22 protein-coding genes are annotated in these 23,723 nt (G+C 65.6%); 10 read left to right on the forward strand and 12 right to left on the reverse strand.

What is annotated here, in order from left to right:
- Positions 1-187: 187 nt before the first annotated feature.
- Entirely contained in the window at positions 188-2,398 is a 2,211-nt protein-coding gene (locus LG367_RS04200; protein ID WP_226467981.1) for a putative bifunctional diguanylate cyclase/phosphodiesterase, read from the reverse strand.
- Positions 2,399-2,555: 157 nt separating this feature from the next.
- On the opposite strand from LG367_RS04200, the gene LG367_RS04205 reads away from it, so the two are divergent.
- Positions 2,556-3,101 carry a UPF0149 family protein gene (locus LG367_RS04205; protein WP_425490906.1) on the forward strand — a complete coding sequence of 182 codons (546 nt, stop codon included), beginning with the start codon at positions 2,556-2,558 and terminating at the stop codon, positions 3,099-3,101.
- A gap of 66 nt (positions 3,102-3,167) precedes the next feature.
- Positions 3,168-4,496 carry a Xaa-Pro aminopeptidase gene (gene pepP / locus LG367_RS04210; protein WP_226467982.1) on the forward strand — a complete coding sequence of 443 codons (1,329 nt, stop codon included), beginning with the start codon at positions 3,168-3,170 and terminating at the stop codon, positions 4,494-4,496.
- Positions 4,497-4,527: 31 nt separating this feature from the next.
- Here the strand turns inward: pepP and LG367_RS04215 are convergent, their stop codons facing one another.
- From LG367_RS04215 to rdgB, 8 genes are all read right to left on the reverse strand, one after another.
- A complete protein-coding gene (locus LG367_RS04215) occupies positions 4,528-5,418 on the reverse strand; it encodes an EamA family transporter (protein ID WP_226467983.1) in 891 nt (296 codons plus the stop codon).
- A gap of 102 nt (positions 5,419-5,520) precedes the next feature.
- Entirely contained in the window at positions 5,521-6,783 is a 1,263-nt protein-coding gene (locus LG367_RS04220) for an MBL fold metallo-hydrolase (RefSeq protein WP_226467984.1), read from the reverse strand.
- A complete protein-coding gene (locus LG367_RS04225) occupies positions 6,776-7,459 on the reverse strand; it encodes an NAD-dependent epimerase/dehydratase family protein (protein ID WP_226467985.1) in 684 nt (227 codons plus the stop codon). The genes LG367_RS04220 and LG367_RS04225 overlap by 8 nt, the downstream gene beginning before the upstream one ends.
- The gene (locus LG367_RS04230; protein ID WP_226467986.1) at positions 7,456-8,421 is read right to left on the reverse strand and encodes an SDR family oxidoreductase; all 966 of its coding nucleotides are present in this window, start codon (positions 8,419-8,421) and stop codon (positions 7,456-7,458) included. Before LG367_RS04230 ends, LG367_RS04225 begins: the two co-directional genes overlap by 4 nt.
- A 66-nt stretch (positions 8,422-8,487) precedes the next feature.
- A complete protein-coding gene (locus LG367_RS04235) occupies positions 8,488-9,063 on the reverse strand; it encodes a TetR/AcrR family transcriptional regulator (protein WP_226467987.1) in 576 nt (191 codons plus the stop codon).
- A gap of 125 nt (positions 9,064-9,188) precedes the next feature.
- On the reverse strand, positions 9,189-10,529 hold the full coding sequence (pepQ, locus tag LG367_RS04240; RefSeq protein ID WP_226468065.1) for a Xaa-Pro dipeptidase: 1,341 nt from the start codon (positions 10,527-10,529) through the stop codon (positions 9,189-9,191).
- A 119-nt stretch (positions 10,530-10,648) separates the two neighbouring features.
- Positions 10,649-11,845, reverse strand: coding sequence for a radical SAM family heme chaperone HemW (hemW, locus tag LG367_RS04245; protein WP_226467988.1), 1,197 nt, complete (start codon positions 11,843-11,845; stop codon positions 10,649-10,651).
- A 43-nt stretch (positions 11,846-11,888) separates the two neighbouring features.
- Positions 11,889-12,491: an RdgB/HAM1 family non-canonical purine NTP pyrophosphatase gene (gene rdgB / locus LG367_RS04250; RefSeq protein WP_226467989.1), complete on the reverse strand. Its 603-nt coding sequence runs from the start codon at positions 12,489-12,491 to the stop codon at positions 11,889-11,891.
- An 81-nt stretch (positions 12,492-12,572) separates the two neighbouring features.
- Between rdgB and LG367_RS04255 the strand changes: the two genes are divergently transcribed.
- Positions 12,573-13,382 (forward strand): crotonase/enoyl-CoA hydratase family protein, encoded by an 810-nt coding sequence (locus LG367_RS04255; protein WP_226467990.1) that lies wholly within the window; start codon positions 12,573-12,575, stop codon positions 13,380-13,382.
- Positions 13,383-13,437: 55 nt separating this feature from the next.
- Here LG367_RS04255 and LG367_RS04260 read toward each other — a convergent pair whose 3' ends face one another.
- On the reverse strand, positions 13,438-13,827 hold the full coding sequence (locus LG367_RS04260; protein ID WP_226467991.1) for a VOC family protein: 390 nt from the start codon (positions 13,825-13,827) through the stop codon (positions 13,438-13,440).
- Complete coding sequence (gene rph, locus LG367_RS04265; RefSeq protein ID WP_226467992.1) at positions 13,824-14,558, reverse strand: ribonuclease PH; 735 nt, start codon at positions 14,556-14,558, stop codon at positions 13,824-13,826. Before rph ends, LG367_RS04260 begins: the two co-directional genes overlap by 4 nt.
- A 143-nt stretch (positions 14,559-14,701) precedes the next feature.
- Between rph and LG367_RS04270 the strand changes: the two genes are divergently transcribed.
- From LG367_RS04270 to LG367_RS04290, 5 genes are all read left to right on the forward strand, one after another.
- On the forward strand, positions 14,702-15,574 hold the full coding sequence (locus LG367_RS04270) for a YicC/YloC family endoribonuclease (protein ID WP_226467993.1): 873 nt from the start codon (positions 14,702-14,704) through the stop codon (positions 15,572-15,574).
- Between the two features lie 2 nt (positions 15,575-15,576).
- Positions 15,577-16,191 (forward strand): guanylate kinase, encoded by a 615-nt coding sequence (gene gmk / locus LG367_RS04275; RefSeq protein ID WP_226467994.1) that lies wholly within the window; start codon positions 15,577-15,579, stop codon positions 16,189-16,191.
- 139 nt (positions 16,192-16,330) lie between these two features.
- Positions 16,331-16,633, forward strand: a complete 303-nt coding sequence (rpoZ, locus tag LG367_RS04280; RefSeq protein ID WP_226467995.1) for a DNA-directed RNA polymerase subunit omega — start codon at positions 16,331-16,333, stop codon at positions 16,631-16,633.
- 152 nt (positions 16,634-16,785) lie between these two features.
- Complete coding sequence (locus LG367_RS04285; protein ID WP_226467996.1) at positions 16,786-18,963, forward strand: RelA/SpoT family protein; 2,178 nt, start codon at positions 16,786-16,788, stop codon at positions 18,961-18,963.
- A gap of 691 nt (positions 18,964-19,654) precedes the next feature.
- Positions 19,655-20,038, forward strand: a complete 384-nt coding sequence (locus tag LG367_RS04290) for a RidA family protein (protein ID WP_226467997.1) — start codon at positions 19,655-19,657, stop codon at positions 20,036-20,038.
- Positions 20,039-20,054: 16 nt separating this feature from the next.
- On the opposite strand, the gene LG367_RS04295 is transcribed toward LG367_RS04290, so the two are convergent.
- Positions 20,055-21,014, reverse strand: coding sequence for an AraC family transcriptional regulator (locus tag LG367_RS04295; protein ID WP_226467998.1), 960 nt, complete (start codon positions 21,012-21,014; stop codon positions 20,055-20,057).
- Between the two features lie 193 nt (positions 21,015-21,207).
- Here LG367_RS04295 and LG367_RS04300 point away from each other — a divergent pair, with 193 nt between their 5' ends.
- Together LG367_RS04300 and LG367_RS04305 are read left to right on the forward strand one after the other, a co-directional pair.
- A complete protein-coding gene (locus LG367_RS04300; protein WP_226467999.1) occupies positions 21,208-22,425 on the forward strand; it encodes a parallel beta-helix domain-containing protein in 1,218 nt (405 codons plus the stop codon).
- 64 nt (positions 22,426-22,489) lie between these two features.
- On the forward strand, positions 22,490-23,698 hold the full coding sequence (locus tag LG367_RS04305; protein ID WP_226468000.1) for an SO2930 family diheme c-type cytochrome: 1,209 nt from the start codon (positions 22,490-22,492) through the stop codon (positions 23,696-23,698).
- Positions 23,699-23,723: the final 25 nt, after the last annotated feature.

The raw sequence follows: 23,723 nt of genomic DNA on the forward strand, positions 1-23,723 counted from the left end.
CCCCGACCCTCCGGGTTGCTTCCCTATGGCCGCTATGCGGCGCCGCGCGGCTTGACCTTGCAGACAGCAAGGCGCTGCGCCGCGCAACACCACCTGACGGCCATAGGGAAGCAACGCGGGCCATGCGGAGTATGGAAACAGGTTCTCAGTGTCCATGTGGGCACGATAGGAGGCGGCGGGGGGGCGGTCAAGACAGGACGAGGGCGGCGTCCGGCTGCGCCGGTGCCCAGCGACGGATGAAGTCCAGGCAATCCTGCGCCTCGCGCGGGGGCGAGAGCCAGAATCCCTGGATTTCGTGACAGTGCCGTTGCTGCAGGAACTGCATCTGCGTGTCGGTCTCGACACCTTCCGCGACGACGTTCAGCCCCAGCGAATGCGCCATGGCGATGATGGTGCCGGTGATCGCGGCATCGTCCGGATTGCGGGCAAGGTCGTCGATGAACTCCTTGTCGATCTTCACGGTGGTGATGGGCAGGCGCTTGAGATAGGCGAGCGAGGAGTAGCCGGTGCCGAAGTCGTCGATGGCCAGGGAGACGCCGAGTTCGCGGAACGCCTGCAATCGCGCCGCGGTCTGTTCCGCGCTCGCCATCAGCACGGATTCGGTGAGTTCGAGTTCCAGTGCGCTCGCCGGCACGCCGGTTTCGATGAGGATGTCGCTCACGATGTCGGGGAAATCGCCGCGCAGCAATTGCAGGCCGGAGACGTTCACGGCCATGCGGAAGTCATCGAGGCCCTGGCGGCGCCAGTCGCGCAGGGTCTGGCAGGCTTCGCGCAGCACCCATTCGCCGATGTCGCGGATCAGGCCGCTTTCCTCGGCGAGCAGGATGAATTCGGTGGGATCGATCTGGCCATGCTCGCGGCTGCTCCAGCGCAGCAACGCTTCCGCGCCGGAGATGCGCGCGGCGGCGGAAGGCGTGGACGCCAGGGTCAGGCGCGGCTGATAGACCAGATGCAGTTCGTTGCGGTCGAGCACCTTGCGCAACGCGCCGGAGAGGATCGCGCGCCGCCGCGTGGCGACTTCCATCGTGTCGTCGTAGCGCATCGACGTCCGGCGGCCTGCGGCCTTGGCCTGGTACATCGCGGTGTCGGCGTGCTTGAGCAGATCGGCGGGCACCAGGCCGTGATCGGGATACAGGCTGATGCCGATGGAAGGAGAGATCGAGACTTCCAAGTGCTTGTCGATCGTCAGCGGCGCCTCGAATGCTTTCAGCACGGCTTGCGCGACGTCGTCGGCATCTTCCTGTGAGTTGATGTTCTCGAGCACCGCGGTGAATTCGTCGCCGCCGAGACGGGCGACGGTGTGGTGTTCGCCGACGGTCGCCTGCAGGCGCTGCGCGGCGGCGCACAGGATGCGGTCGCCGATGGCGTGGCCGAGCGAATCGTTGATGTCCTTGAAGCGATCGAAGTCGAGGAACAGCACCGCGATGCGGACCTGCGCGTGCTGCGCATGCATGATCGCGCGCCACAGCCTCTCGGAGAGCAGCGTGCGGTTGGGCAGGCCGGTGAGCGTGTCGTAGTTGGCGAGATAGCGCAGCTCTTCCTCGGCGCGCTTCTGCTGGGTGATGTCGTTGAGAACGGCGACGAAATACTGCTGCGCGCCGTTGGCATCGAGCACGACGTTGAACTCGTAGGCGCAGAGGAACTCCTCGCCATCCTTGCGCCGCTGCCACAGTTCGCCGGCGTAATGCCCGTGCCGCGTGACCAGCGCGCGGATGTGGTGATAGAAGGCGGTGTCGTGCCGGCTGCTGTCGAGCAGCGCGGCGCTGCGGCCGATCACTTCGGTTTCCTCGTAGCCGGTGATGCGGGTGAAGGCCGGGTTCACGGAAACGAACTCGAAGTCTCGGTTCAGCACCGTCACCGCCTCGCTCATGCTGCGCAGGACTTGCGCGGCGACGCGGTGTTCGTCGTCGATCTCGCGTTCGCGAGTGATGTCGAGCGTGGTGCCGGCCATGCGTGTCACCTTGCCGGCGGCATCGCGCTTCACGGCGCGGCCGCTGGCGCGCACCCAGATGAGCTTGCCATCGGCGTCGAGCATCCGGTGCTCGGAACGATATCTGTCGTCGTTGCCCTCGAGATAATGCTGGATGCGCTCGGTCATGAGCGGCTGGTCTTCGGAATGGGCGACGTTGCGGATGTCGAGGGTGTGTGCTTCCAGACGACCGGCATTGCCGTCGCCTGGATCCTTCACTTGCAACCGGCGCACCTTGCCGGCGACGACGTCATAGTCCCAGTAATACTGTCCTGTCGCCCAAAGCGCGAGTTTCAGGCGCTCTTCCAGCTCGCGCATGTCGACCATGCGCAAGCGGTCCGCGCGCCTGCGCCAGACGACAAGCGCGATCAACGCGAGCAGCACGAACACGGCTGCCGCGAGAAAGCGCAGATCCACGAAACTGCTCAAGTGGCGCCCCCTGGCCACGTCGTGTCATCTTTTGCAGTTTAGGGGTGCGGGCCGATCTGTGACAGGGGGCAACCTATGTCGCCTGTTCAGACAAATTCGAAAGCCGCGCCATGGCGTTGTTACACTTTGTGGCACCCGTAATATTCGAAGACGATCCGTGCCGCTCGATCTGCCCGCATTGCCCGAAGTTGAAGCCGCCTGCCGCGCACTGCGCATCGGCGTGGGCGCGTCCGAGCTGCATGGCGCTCTGTGCGGCTGGCTGGCCGGCGGCGGCGCCGATACGGACCGGTGGCTGGGCCAGGTGCTGGCCGACGACGATCTCCCGGCCGTGGCTGCCGATGGCGCGCTGGATCGTCTGTGCAAGGCCAGCGTCACCCAGCTCGAGGACCGCAGTTTCGGCTTCGAACTGCTGCTGCCCGACGAGAACGAGGCGCTGAGCGAGCGCAGCGGCGCCCTGTTCGACTGGTGTCGCGGCTTTCTCGGCGGTTTCGGGCTGGCCGCGGGCGCCAAGCCGGCGTTGTCGGAGGAAGCGGGCGAGGCACTGGCCGATCTGGCCAAGCTGGCGGCCGCTTCGCCGCAGGAAGAGGGCGATGAAGAGGACGAGGCCGCGCTGGCGGAGATCGAGGAATTCGTCCGCGTCGCCGTCCTGCTGCTGCACGGCGATTGCGCGCTGGGGCCGCGGCACCGTCAAAAGCTGAATTGAACGAAGTATTGGACGAGATCGGTTGCAGTTGAACCGAATGTTTCCGTTGAATCGAACCACATCGCGATGACCAGCAACGCCGGAATGACCGCCCAGGCCTACACGCGCCGCCGCAAGCAGCTGATGCGCATGGCCGGTGAAGACGCCATCCTGATCCTGCCGGCCGCGCCCGAGCGCATCCGCAGCCGCGATACGCATTACCCGTACCGGCAGGATTCCGATCTCTGGTACCTCACCGGTTTCCCGGAACCGGAGGCCGTGCTGGTGCTGGTGCCGGGGCGTAAGCACGGCGAGCATCTGCTGTTCTGCCGTGAGCGCAATCCCGAGCGCGAGGGCTGGGACGGGCCGCGCGTCGGTCCGGAAGGCGCCATCGACGCCTATGGCATGGACGACGCCTATCCGATCGACGATCTCGACGAAATCCTGCCGGGTCTGCTCGAAGGCCGCACCCGCGTCTACTACCACTTCGGCCGCGACACCGATTTCGATCTGAAACTGATCGGCTGGCTCAACCGCGTGCGCGCGCAGGTGCGCCAGGGCGCGCAGCCGCCGCACGAATTCCTTGAGTTGGGGCATTTGCTCGACGAGATGCGGCTGTTCAAGTCGCAGGGCGAGCTGAAGCTGATGCGCAAGGCCGCCGAGATCAGCATGCTGGCGCACGAGACGGCGATGCGCGCGGCGCGCCCCGGCATCCACGAATACGAACTGCAGGCGGAATTGGAGCGCGTGTTCCGCGCCCACGACGCGCATCCGGCCTACGGCAGCATCGTCGGCGCCGGCGGCAATGCCTGCGTGCTGCATTACGTCGCCAATGGCGGCGCGGCGAAGGACGGTGATCTGGTGCTGATCGATGCCGGCGCCGAATACCGCAACTATGCGTCCGACATCACGCGCACGTTCCCGGTCAACGGCCGTTTCAGCAAGGCGCAGCGCGCCCTGCACGACCTGGTCGGCGCCGCGCACGCCGCGGCGATGGCGCAGGCGCGGCCCGGCGTGCCTTACGAGACTGGCCACAACGCCGCGGTGGAGACGCTCACCGAAGGACTGCTTCAGCTCGGCCTGCTCAAGGGCAAGCTGGAGAAGAACATCGCCGACGGCAGCTACAAGCGCTTCTATCGCCACAAGACCGGACATTGGCTCGGCCTGGACGTGCACGATGTCGGCGATTACCGCATCGACGGCGAATCGCGCCTGCTCGAACCGGGCATGGTGTTCACCATCGAGCCCGGCCTGTACGTCGCGCCGGACGACAAATCCGTGCATGCGAAGTGGCGCGGCATCGGTATCCGGACCGAGGACGATGTGGCGATCACCGACGATGGCCACGAAGTGTTGACGGCGAAACTCGCCCGCAGCGCCGACGAGATCGAAGCGCTAATGGCGCGCGGCGCATAACGTGCAGCTGTTGACGCACCACCGATCGTGATCAGGCGTTCCCGCGCGCCGGCAACAGCCGCGCGCGCAGGCGCGGCCATAGCGTGATCACCACCAAGCCGAGCAGCAGCAGGGCACACGCCTGCAGTTTCCATGCGGGCAAGGGTTCGGCGAACACGAGTGTCGCGGTGAGCATGCCGAACACCGGCACCAACAGTGACAGCGGCGAGACCGTCGCCGCCGGATAGCGCGCCAGCAACCAGTTCCAGGCGCCGTAGCCGAACAATGTGTTGGCCACGCCCTGCCAGATCGCCGCGCTCCAGCCGAGCCAGCTGGCGCTCGCGAGCGCATGCGCGATCCGCTCCGGCCCTTCGAAGACCAGGCTCGCGGCGAGCAGCGGCGGCACCGCGAACAGGCTCGACCACACCATGAATCCCAGCATGTCCACCTTGCCGGCGCGCTTGGCGACGAGATTGGCGATCGCCCACGACAAGCCGCCGGTCAGCGTCAGGATCAGGCCGCGCGTGGTCAGGGACGCGTCGGTGTGCGCGAACAGGATCACCAGCCCGGCGATGCAGAACGCCAGTCCCACGGCCTGGAAAGCGCGTAGGCGTTCGGACAGCAGCAGCATCGACAGGCCGATGGTGAAGAACGCCTGCGTCTGCACCACCAGCGAGGCGATGCCGGGCGTGATGTCCGCGCGCATGGCGATGAACAGCAGGCCGAACAGGCCGAAGCCGAGGAAGATGCCGGTCGCGATCAGCAGTTTCCACGCCACCGGCGGCCGCCGGATCAGGAAGATCCAAGGGAAGAAGGAAAAGAAGAAGCGCAGTGTCGCGAACAGCAGCGGCGGCAGTTCGCCCAATCCCAGCTTGATGATGACGAAGTTCGTGCCCCAGACGATGACGACGGCCAGGGCAAGCAGGAGATGGGCGGGGGACATCGAAACGCGGCCGGTGCGGAAGTCGTCGTGCGGAAGTGATCGTCAGTAGGCGCCGCATGCATCGCGGCGCTGGTGCGACATTCTGCACGAAGGCGGCGATGACTATGTGGAGGCCGTCGCTCCGGTGTGGGTCGTCATGCACTGCGGCAGTTCGTAACGCACGGCGGGATTTCCCGTCTTCGTCGCGATCACCGGGCGTTCCCTCGCGTTCTGCCAGGGAAGTGGCGGCCACCATTGCGCGAACGCCGGATGCTGCGTGGGCTCGAAACTTTGTCCTGGCCGCGGCGTCAGCACGGGCGTGTCCGTGCAATGGGCTGCAGCGATCACGCGCTCGACCGGTTCGGTCCAGCCGTGATGCGCGAGTTTCAGCAGGCCCCAATGCACCGGCAGCAATGTCTTGCCGCGCACCAGCGTGTTCGCGACGACGGCCTGCTCCGGCCCCATGTGCCAGTCCGGCCAGTCGGCGTCGTATTGGCCGGATTCGATCATGGCCACGTCGAATGGCCCGAAGCGCGTGCCGATTTCGCGCAAGTCCTCGTGCAATCCGGTATCGCCGGAGTAGAACACGCGATGCCGGCCACCGATCAATGCATAACCGGCCCATAGCGTCTCGTCGCTTTGCGGCACCACGCGGCCGGACGCGTGCCGCGCAGGTGTCGCCACGATGTCGACGCCGCCAATGCGGGTGTGTTCCCACCAGTCGAGCTCGACGATGCGTGAGTCGGGCACGCCCCAATGCACCAGATGCGCACCGACGCCGAGCGGAACGACGAACACGGCGGAAGAGGAGGCCTGCAGCGTGCGGATCGTGGCTTCGTCGAGATGATCGTAGTGATCGTGCGAGATCACCACGGCATCGATCCGCGGCAATGCGCGCAGCGGCAGCGGCGGCGCGAACCAGCGTTTCGGGCCGATCCATTGCAGCGGCGACGGGCGTTCGCTCCACAGCGGGTCGGTCAACACATTGACGCCGTCCAGTTCCACCAGCGTCGTGGAATGGCCGAACCAGGTGACGCGCAATCCGCTCCGGGACGGCCGCGCGTATTGCGAGGCATCACTGACCGGGACGATCGGTGCCTCGGGCACGCTGTGCGGTGTGCTCTCGAACATGCGCGACAGCGCGCGCGGCATGTCGCCCCACATCGCCTGCGGATTGGCGAACGCATCGCCGTGCCACTGCGGCGAATGCTGCATTCGTGCCAGCCGCGTGCCTTCGGCGCGGCCGCCGAAGGAGGAACTGCCGCCGAGCACGAGCACGCCGAGCGCGAGTGCCAGCAACAGCGCGGGCACCGCGAGCGTCCAGCGCAGGATGCGTCGCAACCTCCCGCCGACACGCTTCGGCGAAGCAGGGAAACGCTCAGCCATGGACCGGCTCCCGCTCGGCGAGCCGTCGGATATCGCGGCTTTCCAGCACGGCCGTCTCCGCGCCTTCGCGCGCCGCCACCAGCATCGCGCGGCCGATCGCTTCGGTGGTCAGCACCGAATTCGGGAACAACGCGCGCAAGGTCGACAGGAACGGCCGCAGCACCGTGTAGGCGGCCTGATACAGGGCCGTTTTCGAGCGGATGCCGTGCAGCGGCTGGATCGCGCCGGGCCGGAACAGATAGACGGCCTTGAACGGCAGGCGCTGCAGTGCGTTCTCGGCGCGACCTTTCACGCGTGCCCACATCTTGCTGCCGCGTTCGGTGCTGTCGGTGCTGGCGCCGGACACGAAGACGAAGGTCATCCGTGGATTCAGCCGCGACAGCGTCCGCGCGGCGGCGAGCGTGAGATCGTAGGTGACGCGGGTGTAGTCGGCTTCGTTCATGCCGACCGAGGACACGCCAAGACAGAAGAAGCAGGCATCGAAATCCCGCAGCTGTCCTTCGATGGCCGTGTAGTCGTACAAATCCTTGTGCACGATCTCGTGCAGCTTGGGATGCTGCTGCTCCGTGGCAGTGCGGCCGAGCGTGACCACGCGCGAAACGTCGTCGTCGAGCAGGCATTCGCGCAGCACGCCCTGGCCGATCATGCCGGTGGCGCCGAAAATGAGGACGTTCATGCGGCGATCTCTTGACGGTCTTGTGGCCAGTGCGCGCTGGTCAGTTGCTCGGAGACTTCCCACAATCGTTTGGCGACGGCGATGTCGCGCGCGCGCCTGGCGATGGTGGCTTTCCCCACCGGGCCCTTGAGTTCGAGGCAGTCGTGCGGACCGTAGTAGGCGGCCGGTTCCGCGTCGGGCGAAGTGGCGGCGAACAATGTCGGCAGGGCGCCCTCCGCGGCCGACTGCGACATGTAAGGCTGCATCCATCGCGTCAGAGGCTCGATCGGATGCGGCTTGCCCTGGCCCAGGCGCGGGCCGGACGTCTGCAGGTCGGTGACCGCGTAGCCGGGATGGCAGGCATTGCTCATCAATCCCCAGCCGTGGGCATCGCTGCGGCGCTGCAGTTCGAACGCGAACATCAGCATCGCCAGCTTGGATTGCGCATAAGCGCGCCAAGGGCTGTAGCTGCGCTGCCATTGCAGATCGTCGAAATGGATCGCCGCGCCCAGGCGGTGGGCGCTGCTGCTCAGATTCACCACGCGCGGCTGCCGGCCGTTGCGCAGCAGCGGCAGCAATTGTGCGGTGAGCGCGAAATGGCCGAGGTAGTTGGTACCGAACTGCAACTCGAAGCCGTCGCTGGTGGTGAAGCGCGTGGGCGGTGTCATCACGCCGGCGTTGTTGACGAGCAGGTCGAGGCCGTCGTGCTCGCGCGCGTAGCGCTCGGCGAAGTCCGTCACCGAGGCGAGGCTGCCGAGATCGAGATGCGCATAGCCGATCGTCGCGTTGGGATAGGCCTTGCGGATACGGACGAGAGCGGTCTGGCCCTTGGCGTTGTTGCGGCCGGTGAGCAACACATTGGCGCCGGCACCGGCCAGGGCGAGTGCGGTCTCGTAACCGAGGCCGCCGGTCGCGCCGGTGATCACGACCTGGCGGCCGGTTTGAGGAGGGATGTCTTGAATGGTCCAGAGGGCGGTTGGCATGGCAATGTTTCCGTCGTTGTGTGAGTACATATGAGTGACTAGTCACTCATTATTGGAATCAAAAAATCAGGGCTTGGCGATTGCATTCCAGCAGGCCTCGAAACCGGCCTGGCTGTAGTGCTCGGCCTGTTTCGGCTCGCGGAGGACCAGATCCATGGTCATTTCCGCCAGCGCCCCGAGGATGGCCGGGACGAGTTCGGGTGGCAGCCGGTCGCGCAGCAGTCCGCTGCGGCGGCTTTCCTCGAGCAGGGCGCCGATTTCGGCGAATGCCTCGGCGCTGATCGCCTTGCTGCGGTCGTCGATATGGGAAGACAGGGCCAGTTGCACCATGACCTTGCGCTTGTCCGGATTGGCGACACCCCAGCCGACATAGCTGCGCCAGAAATGCTGCATGCGCTGTTGCAGGCTCGCGTCATGCGGATAGGCGGCCATGAGCGTTTCCCGCATTTCCAGCTTCAGGCTCAGGTAGAGCTGGTTGAGCAGCTCCTCCTTGGTGCGGAAATAGGTGAACAGCGTGCCCCCGGCGACGCCGGCCTCGCGGGCGATCCGGGCCGTGGGCGCGCTCAGCCCCTGCTCCGCGAACACCTGGGTGGCGGCGGTCAGGATGGCGTTGCGTTTGTCTTCGCTACGGGGGCGGGCCATGCCGGGATATTGCTTGAGGAATATTGATTGAGTACGCGCTCAATAATAAAGGCGGGCCGCGCCAAGACAAGAGGCGCGGCGTGCCGGTTCAGCTTCCGGACGGCCGCGCCTGTTCGGGATCGGGCTTATTCGGCGGCTTCCTCGAACGCCGGCCGCGTCAGATTGAGCGGGTCGCCCTCGGTGACCGCGATGTCGTCCTCGATGCGGATCCCGCCGTAGGGGCGGAAGGCATCGATGCGGCTCCAGTCCACGCTGTCGGCATGCGGCCCCTGCTTCAGTTCGTCGAGCAACAGGTCGATGAAATAGAGGCCGGGTTCGTTGGTCACCACCATGCCCGGCTCCAGCGTGCGCGTCAGGCGCAGGTAGGGATGGCCGTCCGGCTTGGCGATGGTGCCGCCCTGATCCGATTCGGCGAAGCCGGCGACATCGTGCACCTGCAAGCCGATGCCGTGGCCGAGGCCGTGCGGGAAGAAGGTGCTGCTGACGCCGGTTTCCACCGCCGCTTCCGGCGAGATTTTCAGGATGCCGAAGTCCTTGAGCACGATCGACAGCGTCAGATGCGCGTACAGATGCACCTGGCGGTAATCATGGCCAGCGCGATAGCGCTGGGCGATGTCCAGCTGCGCCTTGTCGACGGCATCGATCAGCGCCTGGAAGTCGCTTTCGCCCTCGGCGGCATAGGTGCGGGTGATGTCGGAGGCGTAGCCGCCGAAGCTGGCGCCGGCGTCGATCAGGAAGCTGCGCACGGGCTTGGGCGGCATGCGGCCGAGCTCGGTGTAATGCAGCACTGCGCCGTGTTCGTTGAGGGCGACGATGTTGTTGTAGGGCAGTTCGGCGGCGTCCTGGCCCACGGCCTGGCAGTAGGCAAGATGGATGCCGAATTCGGACGCACCGGCGCGGAACACGCGCTCGGCCGCGCGATGGCCGCGCACGGCACGACGCGTGGCCTCGCGCATCATCGCGATCTCATAGGGCGTTTTGTAGGCGCGGTGGTATTCGAGATAGTTCACCACGGCCGGCGGATTGTTCGGCTTGAACGCGCCGTAATCGCCGAGCGCGCTCTGCGGCTCGCCCAGGATGGCGCAGCGCGAGGCGTTCTTCGGCAGATGCTCCAGCGCCTCGGCCGGCTTGCGGATCACGACGATGTCGAAATGCTCGACCCACCAGCCGCTCGGCGCTTCCGGCACGACGTGCCAATAGTCGAACGGCTGCAAATAGATCAGCTTGGGCTTGGATCCCGGCGTATACACCAGCCAGCTGCCCGGATTGCGCGTGAGCGGCACCCAGGCCTTGAACTGCGGGTTGACCGCGTAGGGGTAATCGCGGTCGTCGAAGACCTGGTAGTGCGACGTGCCGCTGGGGACCACCAGATGATCGAAGCCGCCGCGCGCCAGCGCCTCGTCCGCGCGCTTGCTGACGGTGGCGAGGTGCTCGGGATAGAGGGCGCTGAGTTCCTGAAGATTCATCGGCATGATCGGCGGCGGAAACCAGTGATTTTGCCGCAATTGCCGCGATCTTGCGCATGATGCGGCGCAAGGCGGGCAAGTGCGGCGATGCGGCGAAGGTGGATGCCGGCCTGCGAGCCCTAGACGAGGAACAATTCGATCACGTCATTGGTGAAGCGCCGGCCCAGCTCGGTCGGCGCCACGCGATCGCCATTCATCTGCAGCCAGCCGCGCTCACGCGCGGTGGCGAGCGCGTCGGCGATCGCCGCCCGCGTCAGCCCCGTGCGCCTCTCGAATTGCGTCAGTGAGAAGCCTTCGTTCAGCCGCAGCGCATTGAGCATGTATTCGAAGGGCCGGCGTCCGGGTTCGATGCGCTCGTCGCCGCCGATCGCCTGCGGCGTGCCCGCGGCGGCCAGGTAGGCGGCGGGATGCTTGAGTTTCCAGCGCCGCAGGATCGCCTGCTCCGCGCCCAGCGTGATCTTGCCGTGCGCGCCGGCGCCGATGCCGAGGTAGTCGCCGAAACGCCAGTAGTTGAGGTTGTGCTCGCATTGGCGGCCCGGGCGCGCGTAGGCGCTCACTTCGTACTGCGCGTAGCCGGCGCCGGCGAGCAGCGCCTGGCAGTGCTCCTGCATCTCCCAGGCGGTGTCCTCGTCGGGAATCCCGGTCGGCGGCTTGGCCGCGAAGACGGTGTTGGGTTCCAGCGTCAGCTGATAGTGCGAGATGTGCGAGGGCTGCAGGGCGACGGCGCGTTCGATGTCACGCTCGGCCATCGCCAGCGTCTGCTGCGGCAGGGCATACATCAGGTCGAGATTGAAATTGTCGAATCCGGCCTCGCGCGCGAGCGCGACGGCGGCGACGGCCTCGGCGCTGTCGTGGATGCGGCCCAGGCGTTGCAGCGTGTCGTCATCGAAGGTCTGGATGCCGAAGCTGATGCGGTTCACGCCGGCGCCGCGGTAATGCTCGAAGCGGCCGTGCTCGGCGGTGCCGGGATTGGTCTCCAGCGTGATTTCCAGATTCGGCGCGAAGCGTAGGCGCGCGCTGGCGGCTTGCAGGAAGGCGTCGATGGCTTCGGCGGGAAACAGGCTCGGCGTGCCGCCGCCGAAGAAGACGCTGTGGATTGTGCGGCCCCAGACCAGTGGCAGGTCGTGATCGAGATCGGCCAGCAGCGCATCGACGTAGGCCGCGAACGGCAATTCGCCCCGTTGTTCGTGCGAATTGAAATCGCAATACGGACACTTGCGCACGCACCACGGCAGATGCACGTACAGCGAAAGCGGCGGATGCAGCAGCGCGGGCGCCGCCGGTGCGTCGACGGGCGTGGAAAGAGAGGTGTTCACGGCAGTGCGATTGTAGGTGCGAAGCGCGCACGGCGCCGCGCCGTCAGGCGCCGGGCTGCAATTCCGGCAGGCGTCGCTTCAGCTCCGCCAGCGCGCGGGCGCGATGGCTGACCCGGTTCTTGAGCGCGTCGTCGATCTCGCCCGCCGACACGCCGTGTTCGGTATCGAAGAACACCGGCTGATAGCCGAAACCCTTGTTGCCCCGGCGCTCGTGCAGGACACGGCCGTGCCAGACGCCTTCGGCGATGACCGGGCGCGGATCGCCGGCATGCCGCATCAGCACGATCACGGCGTAGAAGTGCGCGGTGCGCTGCCCCTCCGGCACGTCCGCGAGCGCGGCCAGCAGCTTGTCGATGTTCGCCTCGGCATCGCCGTGCTTGGCATAGCGTGCCGAATACAGCCCCGGGGCGCCGCCGAGCGCGTCCACGCAGATGCCCGAATCGTCCGCCAGCGCCGGCAGGCCGGTCATCGCGGCGGCATGGCGGGCCTTGAGCAGGGCGTTCTCGATGAAGGTGCCGCCGGTTTCCTCCGCGTCCTCGACACCGAGATCGGTCTGCGCCACCAGTTCGATGCCGGTATCGGCGAGCAGTTCGCGCAACTCCACCAGTTTTCCCTGGTTGCTGCTGGCGAGGACGATCCGTTGCATGACGCTCGAAGGAGAGGGCGATGGCCTAGGATAACGCGTCGCGGACGCGGCATAGCAGACTCGGTACTGACGGAGACGGCGATGGGCGAACGGGTGCGTTTGGAAGTATCCGAGGGCGTGGCCCAGGTGACGCTCGCGCGCGGCGACCGCCACAACGGCGTGGACCTGGCGATGTTGCGCGAGGTGCGCGCGATCCAGCGAGCACTCGCGCGGCGCCGCGACGTGCGCGCGGCGATCGTGCACGGCGACGGGCCGTCGTTCTGCGCGGGACTCGATTTCAAGAGCGTGCTGGCCGATCGCCGCGGCGCGTTGCGCGGCGTGCTGTCGCTGTGGCTGCCGTGGCGCAACCTGTTCCAGCAATGGAGCGTGGGCTGGCGCGAGTTGCCGTTCCCGGTGATCGCGGCTGTGCATGGCAACTGTTTCGGTGCCGGCATCCAGCTGGCGCTTGGCGCTGATCTTCGCGTGCTGGCGCCGGAAGCGCGACTGTCGTTCATGGAAGCGCGCTGGGGATTGGTGCCCGACATGGGCGGGATCGCATTGGTGCGAGAACTGCTGCCGATCGATCGGGCCAAGGAACTGGTGATGAGCGGGCGCGTCATCGGCGCCGACGAAGCGCTGCGACTTGGTCTGGCGAGTGAAGTCGCCGACGATCCGCTGTCGCGGGCGCGCGAATTGGCCAGCGAATTGAGCGCGGGGTCGCCCGATGCGATCGCCGCCGGCAAGTTCCTGCTGCAGGAGGCCTGGCACGGCTCGCTGTCCGAGGCATTGGCAGCGGAGCGGCGGCGTCAGCGCAGTTTGATCGGGCGTATCAATCAGCGCATCGCGATGCGGCGCAACTTGAGCAAGGGCGAAGCGCCGCCCGCGTTCGTCAAGCGTCGCGTCGATCACTGAGCAGAAATCCCATCAGCCGTCATTCCGGCAGTCGTTGGGATGACGGGGCAAACAACTACGCGTTCAGCTGCAACAGATCCCAGCGATTGCCGTAGAGATCCTCGAACACCGCGACCGTGCCGTAACTCTCCACACGCGGTGTTTCCAGGAAGCGCACGCCGCGTTCGGACATGGCGGTGTGATCGCGCCAGAAATCATCGGTGTGCAGGAAGAAGCCGACGCGCCCGCCGGTCTGGTTGCCGATGCTGCGTGCCTGTTCGTCGTTGGAAGCCTGCGCCAGCAGCAAGGCCGTTTCCGCGCCGGGTGGTGCGACACGCACCCAGCGCTTGCCGTCGCCGAGGTCGGTGTCCTCGAGCAGGGTGAACCCGAGGGCTTGCGTGTAGAACGCGATCGCCTCGTCGTAATCGCGCACGACCAGCGCGACCAGGCTGATGCGTTGCTTCATCGGCCTTCGGCGAGTGCCGCGTGCTGCAATGCGAGCAATTCGCCGACGCCTTTTTCCGCCAGCGCGAGCAACGCATTCAGTTCATCGCGACGGAAGGCGTGCCCTTCGGCGGTGCCTTGCAGTTCGATGAAACCGCCGCCGTCGTTCATCACCACGTTCATGTCGGTGTCGCAGTCGCTGTCCTCGGCGTAGTCGAGGTCGAGCACCGGCATGCCGCGGTAGATGCCCACCGAGATCGCGGCAACCGCGCCGTGCAATGGGTCGCGAGTGATTTCCTTCTTCGCCTGCAGCCAGCGCACGGCATCGACCAGCGCGACGTAGGCGCCGGTGATCGCCGCGGTGCGGGTGCCGCCGTCGGCCTGCAGCACGTCGCAATCGAGGGTGATGGTGCGCTCGCCGAGCGCGCCGCGGTCGACGCAGGCGCGCAGGGCGCGGCCGATCAGGCGCTGGATTTCCAGCGTGCGTCCGCCCTGCTTGCCGCGCGCGGCCTCGCGATCACCGCGGGTATGCGTGGCGCGCGGCAGCATGCCGTACTCGGCCGTCACCCAGCCTTCGCCCTTGCCGCGCAGGAACGGCGGCACGCGGTTCTCGACGCTGGCGGTGCATAGCACGCGGGTTTCACCAAAGGAAATCAGTACGGAACCTTCCGCATGACGCGTGTAGGCACGTTCAATGCGCACCTCGCGCAACTGGTCGGGGGCGCGGCCGCTAGGGCGAGTCGGGGAGTTCATCGGTGCAAGTTTAGTGGAGAAGCGGGGCGTCCGGTGCGGGAGCACGCGGGAAACGATCTGTGCCGGTTTCCGTCGACCCTGCGCCTTTTCCCGGCCTGAGGCATACTGCTGCGCCAATTCAGCACGTCCCACAGGTTCTCGGCATGATCCGCAGCATGACGGCTTTCGCCTCGGGCGAGCGCAGCACCGAATGGGGCACGCTCGGCTGCGAGCTGCGCGCGGTCAATCATCGCTTCCTCGAACTCGGCGTGCGGCTGCCGGACGAGTTGCGCGCGCTGGAATCGGCGCTGCGCGAGCGTGTGGGCGCGCGCGTCTCGCGCGGCAAGGTCGATCTCACCCTGCGCCTGCGTTCGAGCGAGGGCGGCGACACGCTGCAGATCAACCTCGCGCGCATCGGCCAGCTCTCCGAACTGGCGCTGGACCTGCAGGCGCGCTTCTCCGGCCTGCGCGTCGAATTGACGGACCTGCTGCAGTTCCCCGGCGTGCTGCAATCGAAGGCGAGCGATCCCGCGGTACTGCAAACAGAAGCGCTGGCGCTGCTCGATACCGTGCTCGACGATTTCCTCGCCACGCGCGAACGCGAAGGCGGCAAGCTGGTCGCGGCCATCCTCGAGCGCGTCGACGCCATCGCCCGGCTGGCCGGCGACGCGCGCGCCCTGATGCCGACGATCCGCGCCGGCCAGCGCGCCAAACTCGAAGCGCGGCTGGCCGATCTGATGCAGCCAGGGCCGAACAAATTCGAGACCGGACGCGTCGAGCAGGAGCTGGTGCTGTGGCTGCAGAAGCTCGATGTCGACGAGGAGCTCGATCGTCTCGACAGCCACATCGTGGAGATCCGACGCATCTTCACCCAGCGCGAACCGGTCGGCCGCCGCCTGGATTTCCTGCTGCAGGAATTCAACCGCGAAGCCAATACGCTCGGATCGAAATCCGTCGACACCCGCACCACCAACATCGCCGTGGAGCTGAAGGTGCTGATCGACCAGATCCGCGAACAAGTCCAGAACATCGAATGAGCATGCGCGGCACTCTTTTCATCGTTGCCGCGCCTTCGGGCGCCGGCAAATCCAGCATCGTCAATGCCTGTCTGGCGCGCGATCCGAACATCGCGCTGTCGATCTCGTTCACCTCGCGCAGCCCGCGTCCGGGCGAGCGCCATGCCGAGCATTACCACTTCATCGGCAAGGATGAGTTCCAGCGCATGATCGATGCCGGCGACTTCTTCGAGTACGCGCTGGTACACGGCGACTGGAAGGGCACGGCCAAGCAGTCGGTGGAGCCGCAGTTGTCCGCTGGCCGCGATGTGCTGCTGGAAATCGATTGGCAAGGCGCGCGCCAGGTGCGTAAGCAGGTGCCGGATGCGGTGAGCGTGTTCATCCTGCCGCCCTCGCGCGCCGCGCTCGACGAGCGCATGCGCAAGCGCGGGCAGGACAGCGAGGCGGTGATGGCGCAGCGCCTAGCCGCGGCGCGCGAGGAGATGTCGCACTACGACGAGTTCGACTACGTGATCGTCAACGAGGTCTTCGAGACCGCGGTGGACGAAATGTGCGCGATCTTCGTCGCCAGTCGCCTGCGCCGAGAGGCCCAGGCGGTCCGGCATGCCGGCCTGATCGATACCTTGCTGAACACGTGATTCCGGCCCGGCCCGGATGGCGAAATCCGGCCTAAATCATTGATTTTAAAGATTTGGCTTGCGAATCGCGGGCCGAATCCCCATAATTGCTGGCCCCTTTCTTGATTAAGTCGACGGCCCTCAGGCCGCCGGGAGTGTTATGGCCCGCATCACCGTAGAAGATTGCCTGGAAGTCGTCGACAACCGCTTCGAGCTCGTCATGATGGCCGCCAGGCGCGCGCGCCAGCTGGCCAACGGCGTCGAGCCGCAGCTGGACAACAGCGAGCACGACGACAAGCCGACCGTGCTGGCGCTGCGCGAGATCGCCGCGCGCCGCATCGATCAGACCTTCATCGAAGCCGTCGACAAGTCCGAGCGCGAGCGCAAAGAGCGCGAGGCGCTGGAATGGGCCGCCGCCGAGGTGGTCGCCGACGACGACATGTCGAAGGGCGACGATCTGTAAGACGATCCATAAAAACAGCGGTTTGGAGCGGGAATGCTGCATTCGCACAGCCCCGATCCCCGAACGCGATTGCAACGGCCCGCTTCGGCGGGCCGTTGTTTTTTTGTGAATCCCCATTACCGAATTGGTAATCCCGGCCTTATCCTCAGAGGATGACGCCCGCCGAACCTGCCCTTCGCTCAGTGCCCGTGCCCGCCGACGAGGCGGTGCCGGACTACGTGCGCGACCTCGAGCAGGCGACCGGCTACCTCCCGGACGACCAGCGCCTGCTGCTGCGCCGCGCCTGGGCGGTGGGCGCGGCGGCGCATGCCGGGCAGACGCGCAAGTCGGGCGAGCCCTACATCACCCATCCGGTCGCGGTGGCGCGGGTGCTGGCCGAACAGCACGTCGACGTGGAGACCCTGGTCGCCGCGATCCTGCACGACACCATCGAGGACACGCCGCTCACGCGCGAGGAACTCGCCGGCCAGTTCGGCGAAACCGTCGCGGAACTGGTCGACGGCGTCACCAAGCTGGACAAGCTGAAATTCCAGGATCGCAAGGAAGCCGCCGCCGAAAGTTTCCGCAAGATGCTGCTGGCGATGGCGCGCGATCTGCGCGTGATCCTGATCAAGCTCGCCGATCGCCTGCACAACATGCGCACGCTTGGCGCGCAATCGGTGGAGGCGCGCGAGCGCATCGCGCGCGAGACGCTGGAGATCTACGCGCCGATCGCGCAGCGCCTGGGCATGAACCTGATCAAGTCGGAGCTGCAGGACCTCGGCTTCCACGCACTGCATCCGGTGCGCCACCTGGTGCTGGAGAAGCGCATCCGCTCGCAGCCGTTGGTACGGCGCGAGGCGATGGCTAAGATCGAGGCGCAGCTGGCGCAACGGCTCACCAACGAGGGCTTGCAGTACCGCCTCGTGAGCCGTGTGAAATCGCCGTGGAGCATCTACAGCAAGATGCAGGCCGAGGGCAAAACCTTTGCCCAGGTAGTGGATGTGTTCGGTTTCCGCATCATCGTCGCCTCGGTGGCGGACTGTTATCACGCGCTCGGCGTGGCGCATTCGGTATACAAGCCGCTGGACGGACGCTTCCGCGATTTCATCGCCATCCCGAAGGCCAACGGCTACCAGTCGCTGCACACGGTCTTGTTCGGGCCGTACGGCTCGCCGATCGAGGTGCAGATCCGCACCGAGGAGATGGACCTGATTGCCGAGCGCGGCATCGCCGCGCACTGGGCGTACAAGCATGGTGGCAGCGCGCCCAACAGTGCGCAGACGCGGGCGCATTCGTGGATCGCCAATCTGCTCGAATCGCAACGCGCGACCGGTTCCTCGCTCGAATTCCTGGAGAACGTCAAGGTCGACCTGTTCCCGGACGAGGTCTACCTGTTCACGCCCAAGGGCGACATTCTTTCGCTGCCGCGCAATTCCACCGCGCTCGATTTCGCCTATGCCGTGCATACCGACGTCGGCAACCAGGCAGTGGCCGCGCGCGTGGATCGCAAGCTGGTGCCGCTGCGCACCAAGCTCACCAGCGGGCAGAAGATCGAGATCATCACCGCCAAGTCATCCTCGCCGAAGCCGCAGTGGCTGGAGTTCGTGGTCACCAGCAAGGCGCGCACCGCGATCCGGCATCAGCTCAAGCATCTCGAACACGAGGATGCGGTGCAGCTTGGGCATCGCATGCTCGATCGCGCGCTCGAAGATCTCGGCAGTTCGCTCGAACGCCTGCCGGTGTCGTTGCTGGAGGCGTATCTGGCCGAGTTCCGCTATCCGCGTCTGGAAGAGTTGCTCGCCGACATCGCGCTCGGCAATCGAATGCCGGCACAAGTTGCGCAGGCGCTGGCCAAGCAGGGCGCGGATCTGCCGCAGCCGCCGGGCAACGTGCGCGTGCCGCGCGATGGCGATCGCATCCTGATCACCGGCAACGAGCGTGGGGTGGTGACGTTCGCGCAGTGCTGCATGCCGATTCCGGGCGACGAGATCATGGGGTATCACACGACGGGACGTGGCATCGTCGTGCATCGCTTGGATTGTCCGAACGTGGCGGAGTATCGGAAATCGCCGGAACGATGGGTGGCGATCGGCTGGGATCGCGAGGTGAGTGGCGATTTCCAGGTGGCGTTGCGGATCGAGGTCGGGAATCGGCCTGGGGTGTTGGCGCAGGTGGCCGCGGCGATCGCGCAGGCGGAGTCGAATATCGATGGTGTCGAATATTTAGAGCGTGATACGAATGTGGCGGCGATTCGGTTTTCGATCGAGGTGCGGGATCGGGAGCATTTGGCTGAGGTGATTCGGCGTGTGCGGCGGCTGGGTGTGGTGCACGGCGTGCAGCGCGTTTGAGTCTTTTGATCGTCATCCCAGCGAAAGCCGGGATCCATTTGGCTGTTGCCGTTGCTCGTCATTCCCGCGTAGGCGGGAATCCAGTGTCTTTGCTCTTTGCTGTTGCTGTTAAAAAGCAAAAGCGTTTCGTCCGCTACGCGGCCGAGTTCATTTCTTTTGGTAAGCCCCAAAAGAAACGAACCAAAGAAAAACGCTTTCCCCGACAAAGCAGCCCCAGGGATTCGTTTTTATCGGGATTTTTCGACTCGCCATCCATGGCTCGGTCGAAAAACGGCGCACATCCCTGTGCGCCGCCCTCCGGGTCTCCGACTGTCAGGGCGTTCAAACTTTTTTAGAAGCAAAAGACGAAGCAAAGCCGAGCAAGGCTTTTGCTCTTGCTGAGAACTTTGCGAGCCGACCTCGCCTCTAGACCCGAAGGGCGGCGGGCAGGATGCCCGCCGTTTTCCGGCCGAGCCATGGATGGCGAGTCGGAAAATCCTGGGGCAGTTCCCGTCATGGGATTGCTGTGTCGAGAAAAGCGTTTTTCTTTGGTTCGTTTCTTTTCACGCTTATCAAAAGAAATGAACTCGCCCCTTCAGGGGCGAAACGCTTTTGATTTTCAACAAGAGATGCCAGAGGTAAAACACCCTTCATCCAGTGCAACAGGCAAAAAGGATTAAACTCCGACATCCTCCAAGCATCTAGACAAACCATGCCCCGCGCCCCAATCAGCACCGACCAAGCCCCGTCCGCCATCGGCCCGTATTCGCAGGCCGCACGTGCCGGGAATACCGTGTTTCTTTCCGGCCAGATCGCGCTGGATCCGGCGACCGGCAATTTGGTCGATGGCGGTGTTGAAGCGCAGGCGCGGCGCGCATTCGAAAATCTGAAAGCAGTCTGCGCCGCGGCCGGTGGTTCGCTCGACGACGTGGTGCGGGTCGGGCTCTATCTCACCGATTTGGGCGCTTTCGCCGAGGTCAATGCGGTGATGGGCGAGTACTTCACGGCGCCTTATCCGGCACGTTCCACCATCGAGGTGTCGGCGCTGCCGAAGGGTGCGCAGTTCGAGGTGGATGCGATTCTGGTGTTGAGCTGAGCCAACGGCGGCTGCGTCAGCGGCGAATCCGCGCCTCGCGCGGCGCCACACCGGTCCAGCGTTTGAACGCGCGCCGGAATTCACGCGCGTCGCGGAAGCCGACGCGCGCGCCGATCTGGGTGATCGACAGCTGGCCTTCGCGCAGCAGGTCGTGCGCTCGTTCGCTGCGCAGCTGATCGTGCATTTCCTTGAAGCCGAAGCCGGCGGCGGACAGTTGCCGGCGCAAGGTGCGTTCGGTGAGATGCAGGTCGGCGGCGATGTCGGCCAGTCTCGGGTTTTCCTGCAGGCGTTCGCGTAGCAGGTTGCGCACGGTGGCGACGATTTCGCTGGCGCCCTGTCCATCCGGCATCATCGCGCGGCATAGCGCAAGAGCTTGTTGCGCGCTGACCGGGTTGTAGGTCGGCAATGCATGAGGCATCCAGCTGGTGTCGATCATGACGCGGTTGCGCGGCATGCCGAAACGCACTTCGCATTCGAACAACGCGTCGTATTCCGCCGCATAGGCTGGCGCGGGGTAGGTGAGTTCCAGGCGTCGCGGTTTGAAGTTCGCGCCGACCAGTCCGCGGCATAGCATCAAAGTGCTGGCGAACAGCTCCTCGCACAGGAACGGCAGGATCTGCGGCTCCTGCGCGCGCGGATGCGCGACCATCGCCACCACGCCGGATTCGGATGTATCGAGTTCGAGATCCATCAGCCCGCCGGACACGGGCGCGTACTGCATTCCGATGCCGACCGCGTCGCCGAACGTGCGCGCGGTCATCATCGCCAGGCCGAGCAATCCGAAATTGCCGATGTTCTGCCGGCGGCCCAAACGCAGGCCGAGATCGGGAAGCGACAGCGCACGCATCGCGCGCTGCACGATGCGGCTGGCCTGTCGGTAGGAGACGCGCACGCTGGCATCGTCGATCTGCGCGCGCGTCAGCCGCAGTCCGGCGAACCATGGTTCGCAGGGAACATCCTGTTCGTCGGCGACCATGCACAGTCCGGACAGGATGTTGGTAGCGTTGCTTGCAGTCGTAAGCCGAGGATCGATGGGCGGGTGTGGCGAGCGCATCAAATTGTCCGTTTTGCCCCCCGTCAGTATGCCGTGATTGCCCTCCACTTGCGACGATGCGCGTCGGAGACTGGAATGCGCAGGCTGGCGCGGCGCCGGTCGTGGAGAGGATGCGATGAAGCGCACATTTTTGGCCTTGGCCGTGCTCGGCCTGCTGGCGGGCTGTGGCCGCGACGGCGGCGGGAACACCCCTGCCGCGCCTGCGGCGAACGCCGAGTTCCAGAAGACGTTGCAGCAACGTCTGCTCGATGCGAAGACCGGCGAGGTCATCGAGATTCCCGCCGGCCGCTACGCCTTCGATCGCAGCCTGAGCCTGCGCGTGAACGGCGTGACCATCCGCGGTGCCGGCAAGGACAAGACCGTGCTCAGCTTCAAGGGACAGAAGAGCGGCGCGGAAGGGCTGATCGTCAACGCCGACAACTTCACGCTGGAGAATCTCGCGATCGAGGACAGCAAGGGCGACGGCCTGAAGGTCAACGAAGGCGAGAACATCATCATTCGCGGCGTGCGCGTGGAATGGACCAACGGGCCGGATACCGACAACGGTGCCTATGGTTTGTATCCGGTGCAGAGCAAGAACGTGCTGATCGAGGATTCCGTGGTGATCGGCGCGTCCGACGCCGGCATCTACGTCGGCCAGTCGCAGAACATCGTGGTGCGCCGCAACCGTGCCGAGCGCAACGTGGCCGGCATCGAGATCGAGAACTGCATCGGCGCCGATGTGCACGACAACGTCGCCACCGAGAACACCGGCGGCATCCTGGTGTTCAACATGCCCGATCTGCCGCAGCCGGGACACACCACGCGCGTGTTCAACAACAATATCTTCAAGAACAACACCGACAATTTCGGCCGCAAGGGCACGGCGGTGGCCAGTGTGCCGGCGGGGTCGGGCGTGGTGATCATGTCCAACGACGACGTGGAGATCTTCGGCAACGAGGTGTCCGACAACAAGACCGCCAACGTCATCATCGCCAGCCATTACTCGGCCGGCTATGAGGGCAAGTACAAGCCGGCGCCGACGTTCGATCCGTATCCCGAGCGCATCTACGTGCACGACAACAAGTTCTCCGGCGGTGGCGATTCGCCCGACGGGCTCGAACTGAAGGCGCTGAAACTGGCGATGTTCGGCCTGGGCGGCCATCTGCCCGACGTGATGTGGGACGGTTACGTCAACACTAAGCGCACCGAGGGGCCGCAGATTTGCATCCAGGGCGCTTCGGGTGTGATCAACGCCGACGGCCCCAACAAGAACAAGAATCCGAAGTCGGATGCCGCACCGTTCAACTGCAAGCTGGAGCCGTTGCCGCCGGTGACGCTGCAACTCGGTTAGCCGGATGACGTCTAAGATTCGCTTTGCCCTGGTCCGTCGTTCCCGCGCAAGCGGGAGTCCATGGATGTCACCGCTGGACGCATTGTTGCAGAAGGAAAGCCCATGGGCTCCCGCTTGCGCGGGAGTGACGGCAGGCAGGCTGTTCGGTCTGTTGCTGATCCTGCTGCTCACCGCTTGCGCGCGCGAGCCCGCGCCCGTGCAGTTCCACGCCGACGGTTATCCGCCCAAGCTGAGCGACTGGCACGTGGTGAGCAGTGACGGCCAGCGACTGGCCTTGAACGAGGGTGTGGTGCCGTTCGATCTCAACACGCCGCTGTTCTCCGATTACGCGCACAAGCTGCGCACCGTGTGGATGCCGAACGGACAGGCGGCGAAATACGAACCCGACGAGGCTTTCGATTTCCCGGTCGGCACGATCTTCAGCAAGACCTTCTTCTATCCCAGGGCCGGGAAGACCGCGGACGGTGGCGATGCGGTGGCACGCACCTACGACGAATCGCGCGATCGCAGCGGCGAAGGGCTGGATCTGCGCAACGTGCGCATGGTCGAGACGCGCCTGCTGGTGCATCGCAAGGATGGCTGGGTGGCGCTGGCCTACGTCTGGAACCAGGAGCAGACCGAGGCCGAGCTGATGCGCACCGGCGACAGCGTGCCACTGCAACTGGTGGCGAGCGATGGCAGCCGCGAGGATTTCACCTATCAGGTGCCGGACCAGAACCAGTGCGCCGGCTGCCACGCCAGCAACAACACCACGCGATTGATCCAGCCGCTGGGGCCGAAGGCGCGGCATCTCAATCGCGACTACGCCTACGCGTCCGGTAAAGAGAACCAACTGCAGCACTGGGCGAAGCTCGGTTATCTCACCGGCACGCCGGCGGGCACGCTGCCGCACAACGCCAATTGGCGCGATGCCGCCCATGCCAGCCTCGAGTCCCGCGCCCGCGCTTATCTCGACATCAACTGCGCGCACTGCCACAACGCCAAGGGGCCAGCCGACACGTCGGGGCTGCTGCTGGAGATCGGCAGCCGCGATCCGCGCCACCTCGGCCTGTGCAAGCCGCCGGTGGCCGCGGGCCGTGGTACGGGCGATCGACGCTACGGCATCGTGCCCGGCAAACCGGACGAGTCGATTATGGTCTACCGTATGGACAGCGACGATCCCGGCGTGATGATGCCGGAGCTGGGTCGCGACGTGGTGCATCGCGAGGGGGTCGAGCTGATCCGGGAATGGATCGCGGCGATGGAAACAGGAGGCTGCGAGGCAGCGGGCTGAGGCCGAGGGAGCCAGGGAATGGCAA

The sequence above is a fragment of the Luteimonas panaciterrae genome (genome assembly GCF_020511115.1).
Classification (GTDB): domain Bacteria; phylum Pseudomonadota; class Gammaproteobacteria; order Xanthomonadales; family Xanthomonadaceae; genus Luteimonas; species Luteimonas panaciterrae.

Bases quoted from the DNA above. Each gene is read 5' to 3' on its own strand.
- pepP (WP_226467982.1), top strand. From the start codon at position 3,168: ATGACCAGCAACGCCGGAATGACCGCCCAGGCCTACACGCGCCGCCGC.
- LG367_RS04215 (WP_226467983.1), bottom strand. From the start codon at position 5,418: ATGTCCCCCGCCCATCTCCTGCTTGCCCTGGCCGTCGTCATCGTCTGG.
- LG367_RS04220 (WP_226467984.1), bottom strand. From the start codon at position 6,783: ATGGCTGAGCGTTTCCCTGCTTCGCCGAAGCGTGTCGGCGGGAGGTTG.
- LG367_RS04225 (WP_226467985.1), bottom strand. From the start codon at position 7,459: ATGAACGTCCTCATTTTCGGCGCCACCGGCATGATCGGCCAGGGCGTG.
- LG367_RS04230 (WP_226467986.1), bottom strand. From the start codon at position 8,421: ATGCCAACCGCCCTCTGGACCATTCAAGACATCCCTCCTCAAACCGGC.
- LG367_RS04235 (WP_226467987.1), bottom strand. From the start codon at position 9,063: ATGGCCCGCCCCCGTAGCGAAGACAAACGCAACGCCATCCTGACCGCC.
- pepQ (WP_226468065.1), bottom strand. From the start codon at position 10,529: ATGAATCTTCAGGAACTCAGCGCCCTCTATCCCGAGCACCTCGCCACC.
- rdgB (WP_226467989.1), bottom strand. From the start codon at position 12,491: ATGCAACGGATCGTCCTCGCCAGCAGCAACCAGGGAAAACTGGTGGAG.
- LG367_RS04255 (WP_226467990.1), top strand. From the start codon at position 12,573: ATGGGCGAACGGGTGCGTTTGGAAGTATCCGAGGGCGTGGCCCAGGTG.
- LG367_RS04260 (WP_226467991.1), bottom strand. From the start codon at position 13,827: ATGAAGCAACGCATCAGCCTGGTCGCGCTGGTCGTGCGCGATTACGAC.
- rph (WP_226467992.1), bottom strand. From the start codon at position 14,558: ATGAACTCCCCGACTCGCCCTAGCGGCCGCGCCCCCGACCAGTTGCGC.
- LG367_RS04270 (WP_226467993.1), top strand. From the start codon at position 14,702: ATGATCCGCAGCATGACGGCTTTCGCCTCGGGCGAGCGCAGCACCGAA.
- gmk (WP_226467994.1), top strand. From the start codon at position 15,577: ATGCGCGGCACTCTTTTCATCGTTGCCGCGCCTTCGGGCGCCGGCAAA.
- rpoZ (WP_226467995.1), top strand. From the start codon at position 16,331: ATGGCCCGCATCACCGTAGAAGATTGCCTGGAAGTCGTCGACAACCGC.
- LG367_RS04285 (WP_226467996.1), top strand. From the start codon at position 16,786: ATGACGCCCGCCGAACCTGCCCTTCGCTCAGTGCCCGTGCCCGCCGAC.
- LG367_RS04290 (WP_226467997.1), top strand. From the start codon at position 19,655: ATGCCCCGCGCCCCAATCAGCACCGACCAAGCCCCGTCCGCCATCGGC.
- LG367_RS04295 (WP_226467998.1), bottom strand. From the start codon at position 21,014: ATGGTCGCCGACGAACAGGATGTTCCCTGCGAACCATGGTTCGCCGGA.
- LG367_RS04300 (WP_226467999.1), top strand. From the start codon at position 21,208: ATGAAGCGCACATTTTTGGCCTTGGCCGTGCTCGGCCTGCTGGCGGGC.
- LG367_RS04305 (WP_226468000.1), top strand. From the start codon at position 22,490: ATGTCACCGCTGGACGCATTGTTGCAGAAGGAAAGCCCATGGGCTCCC.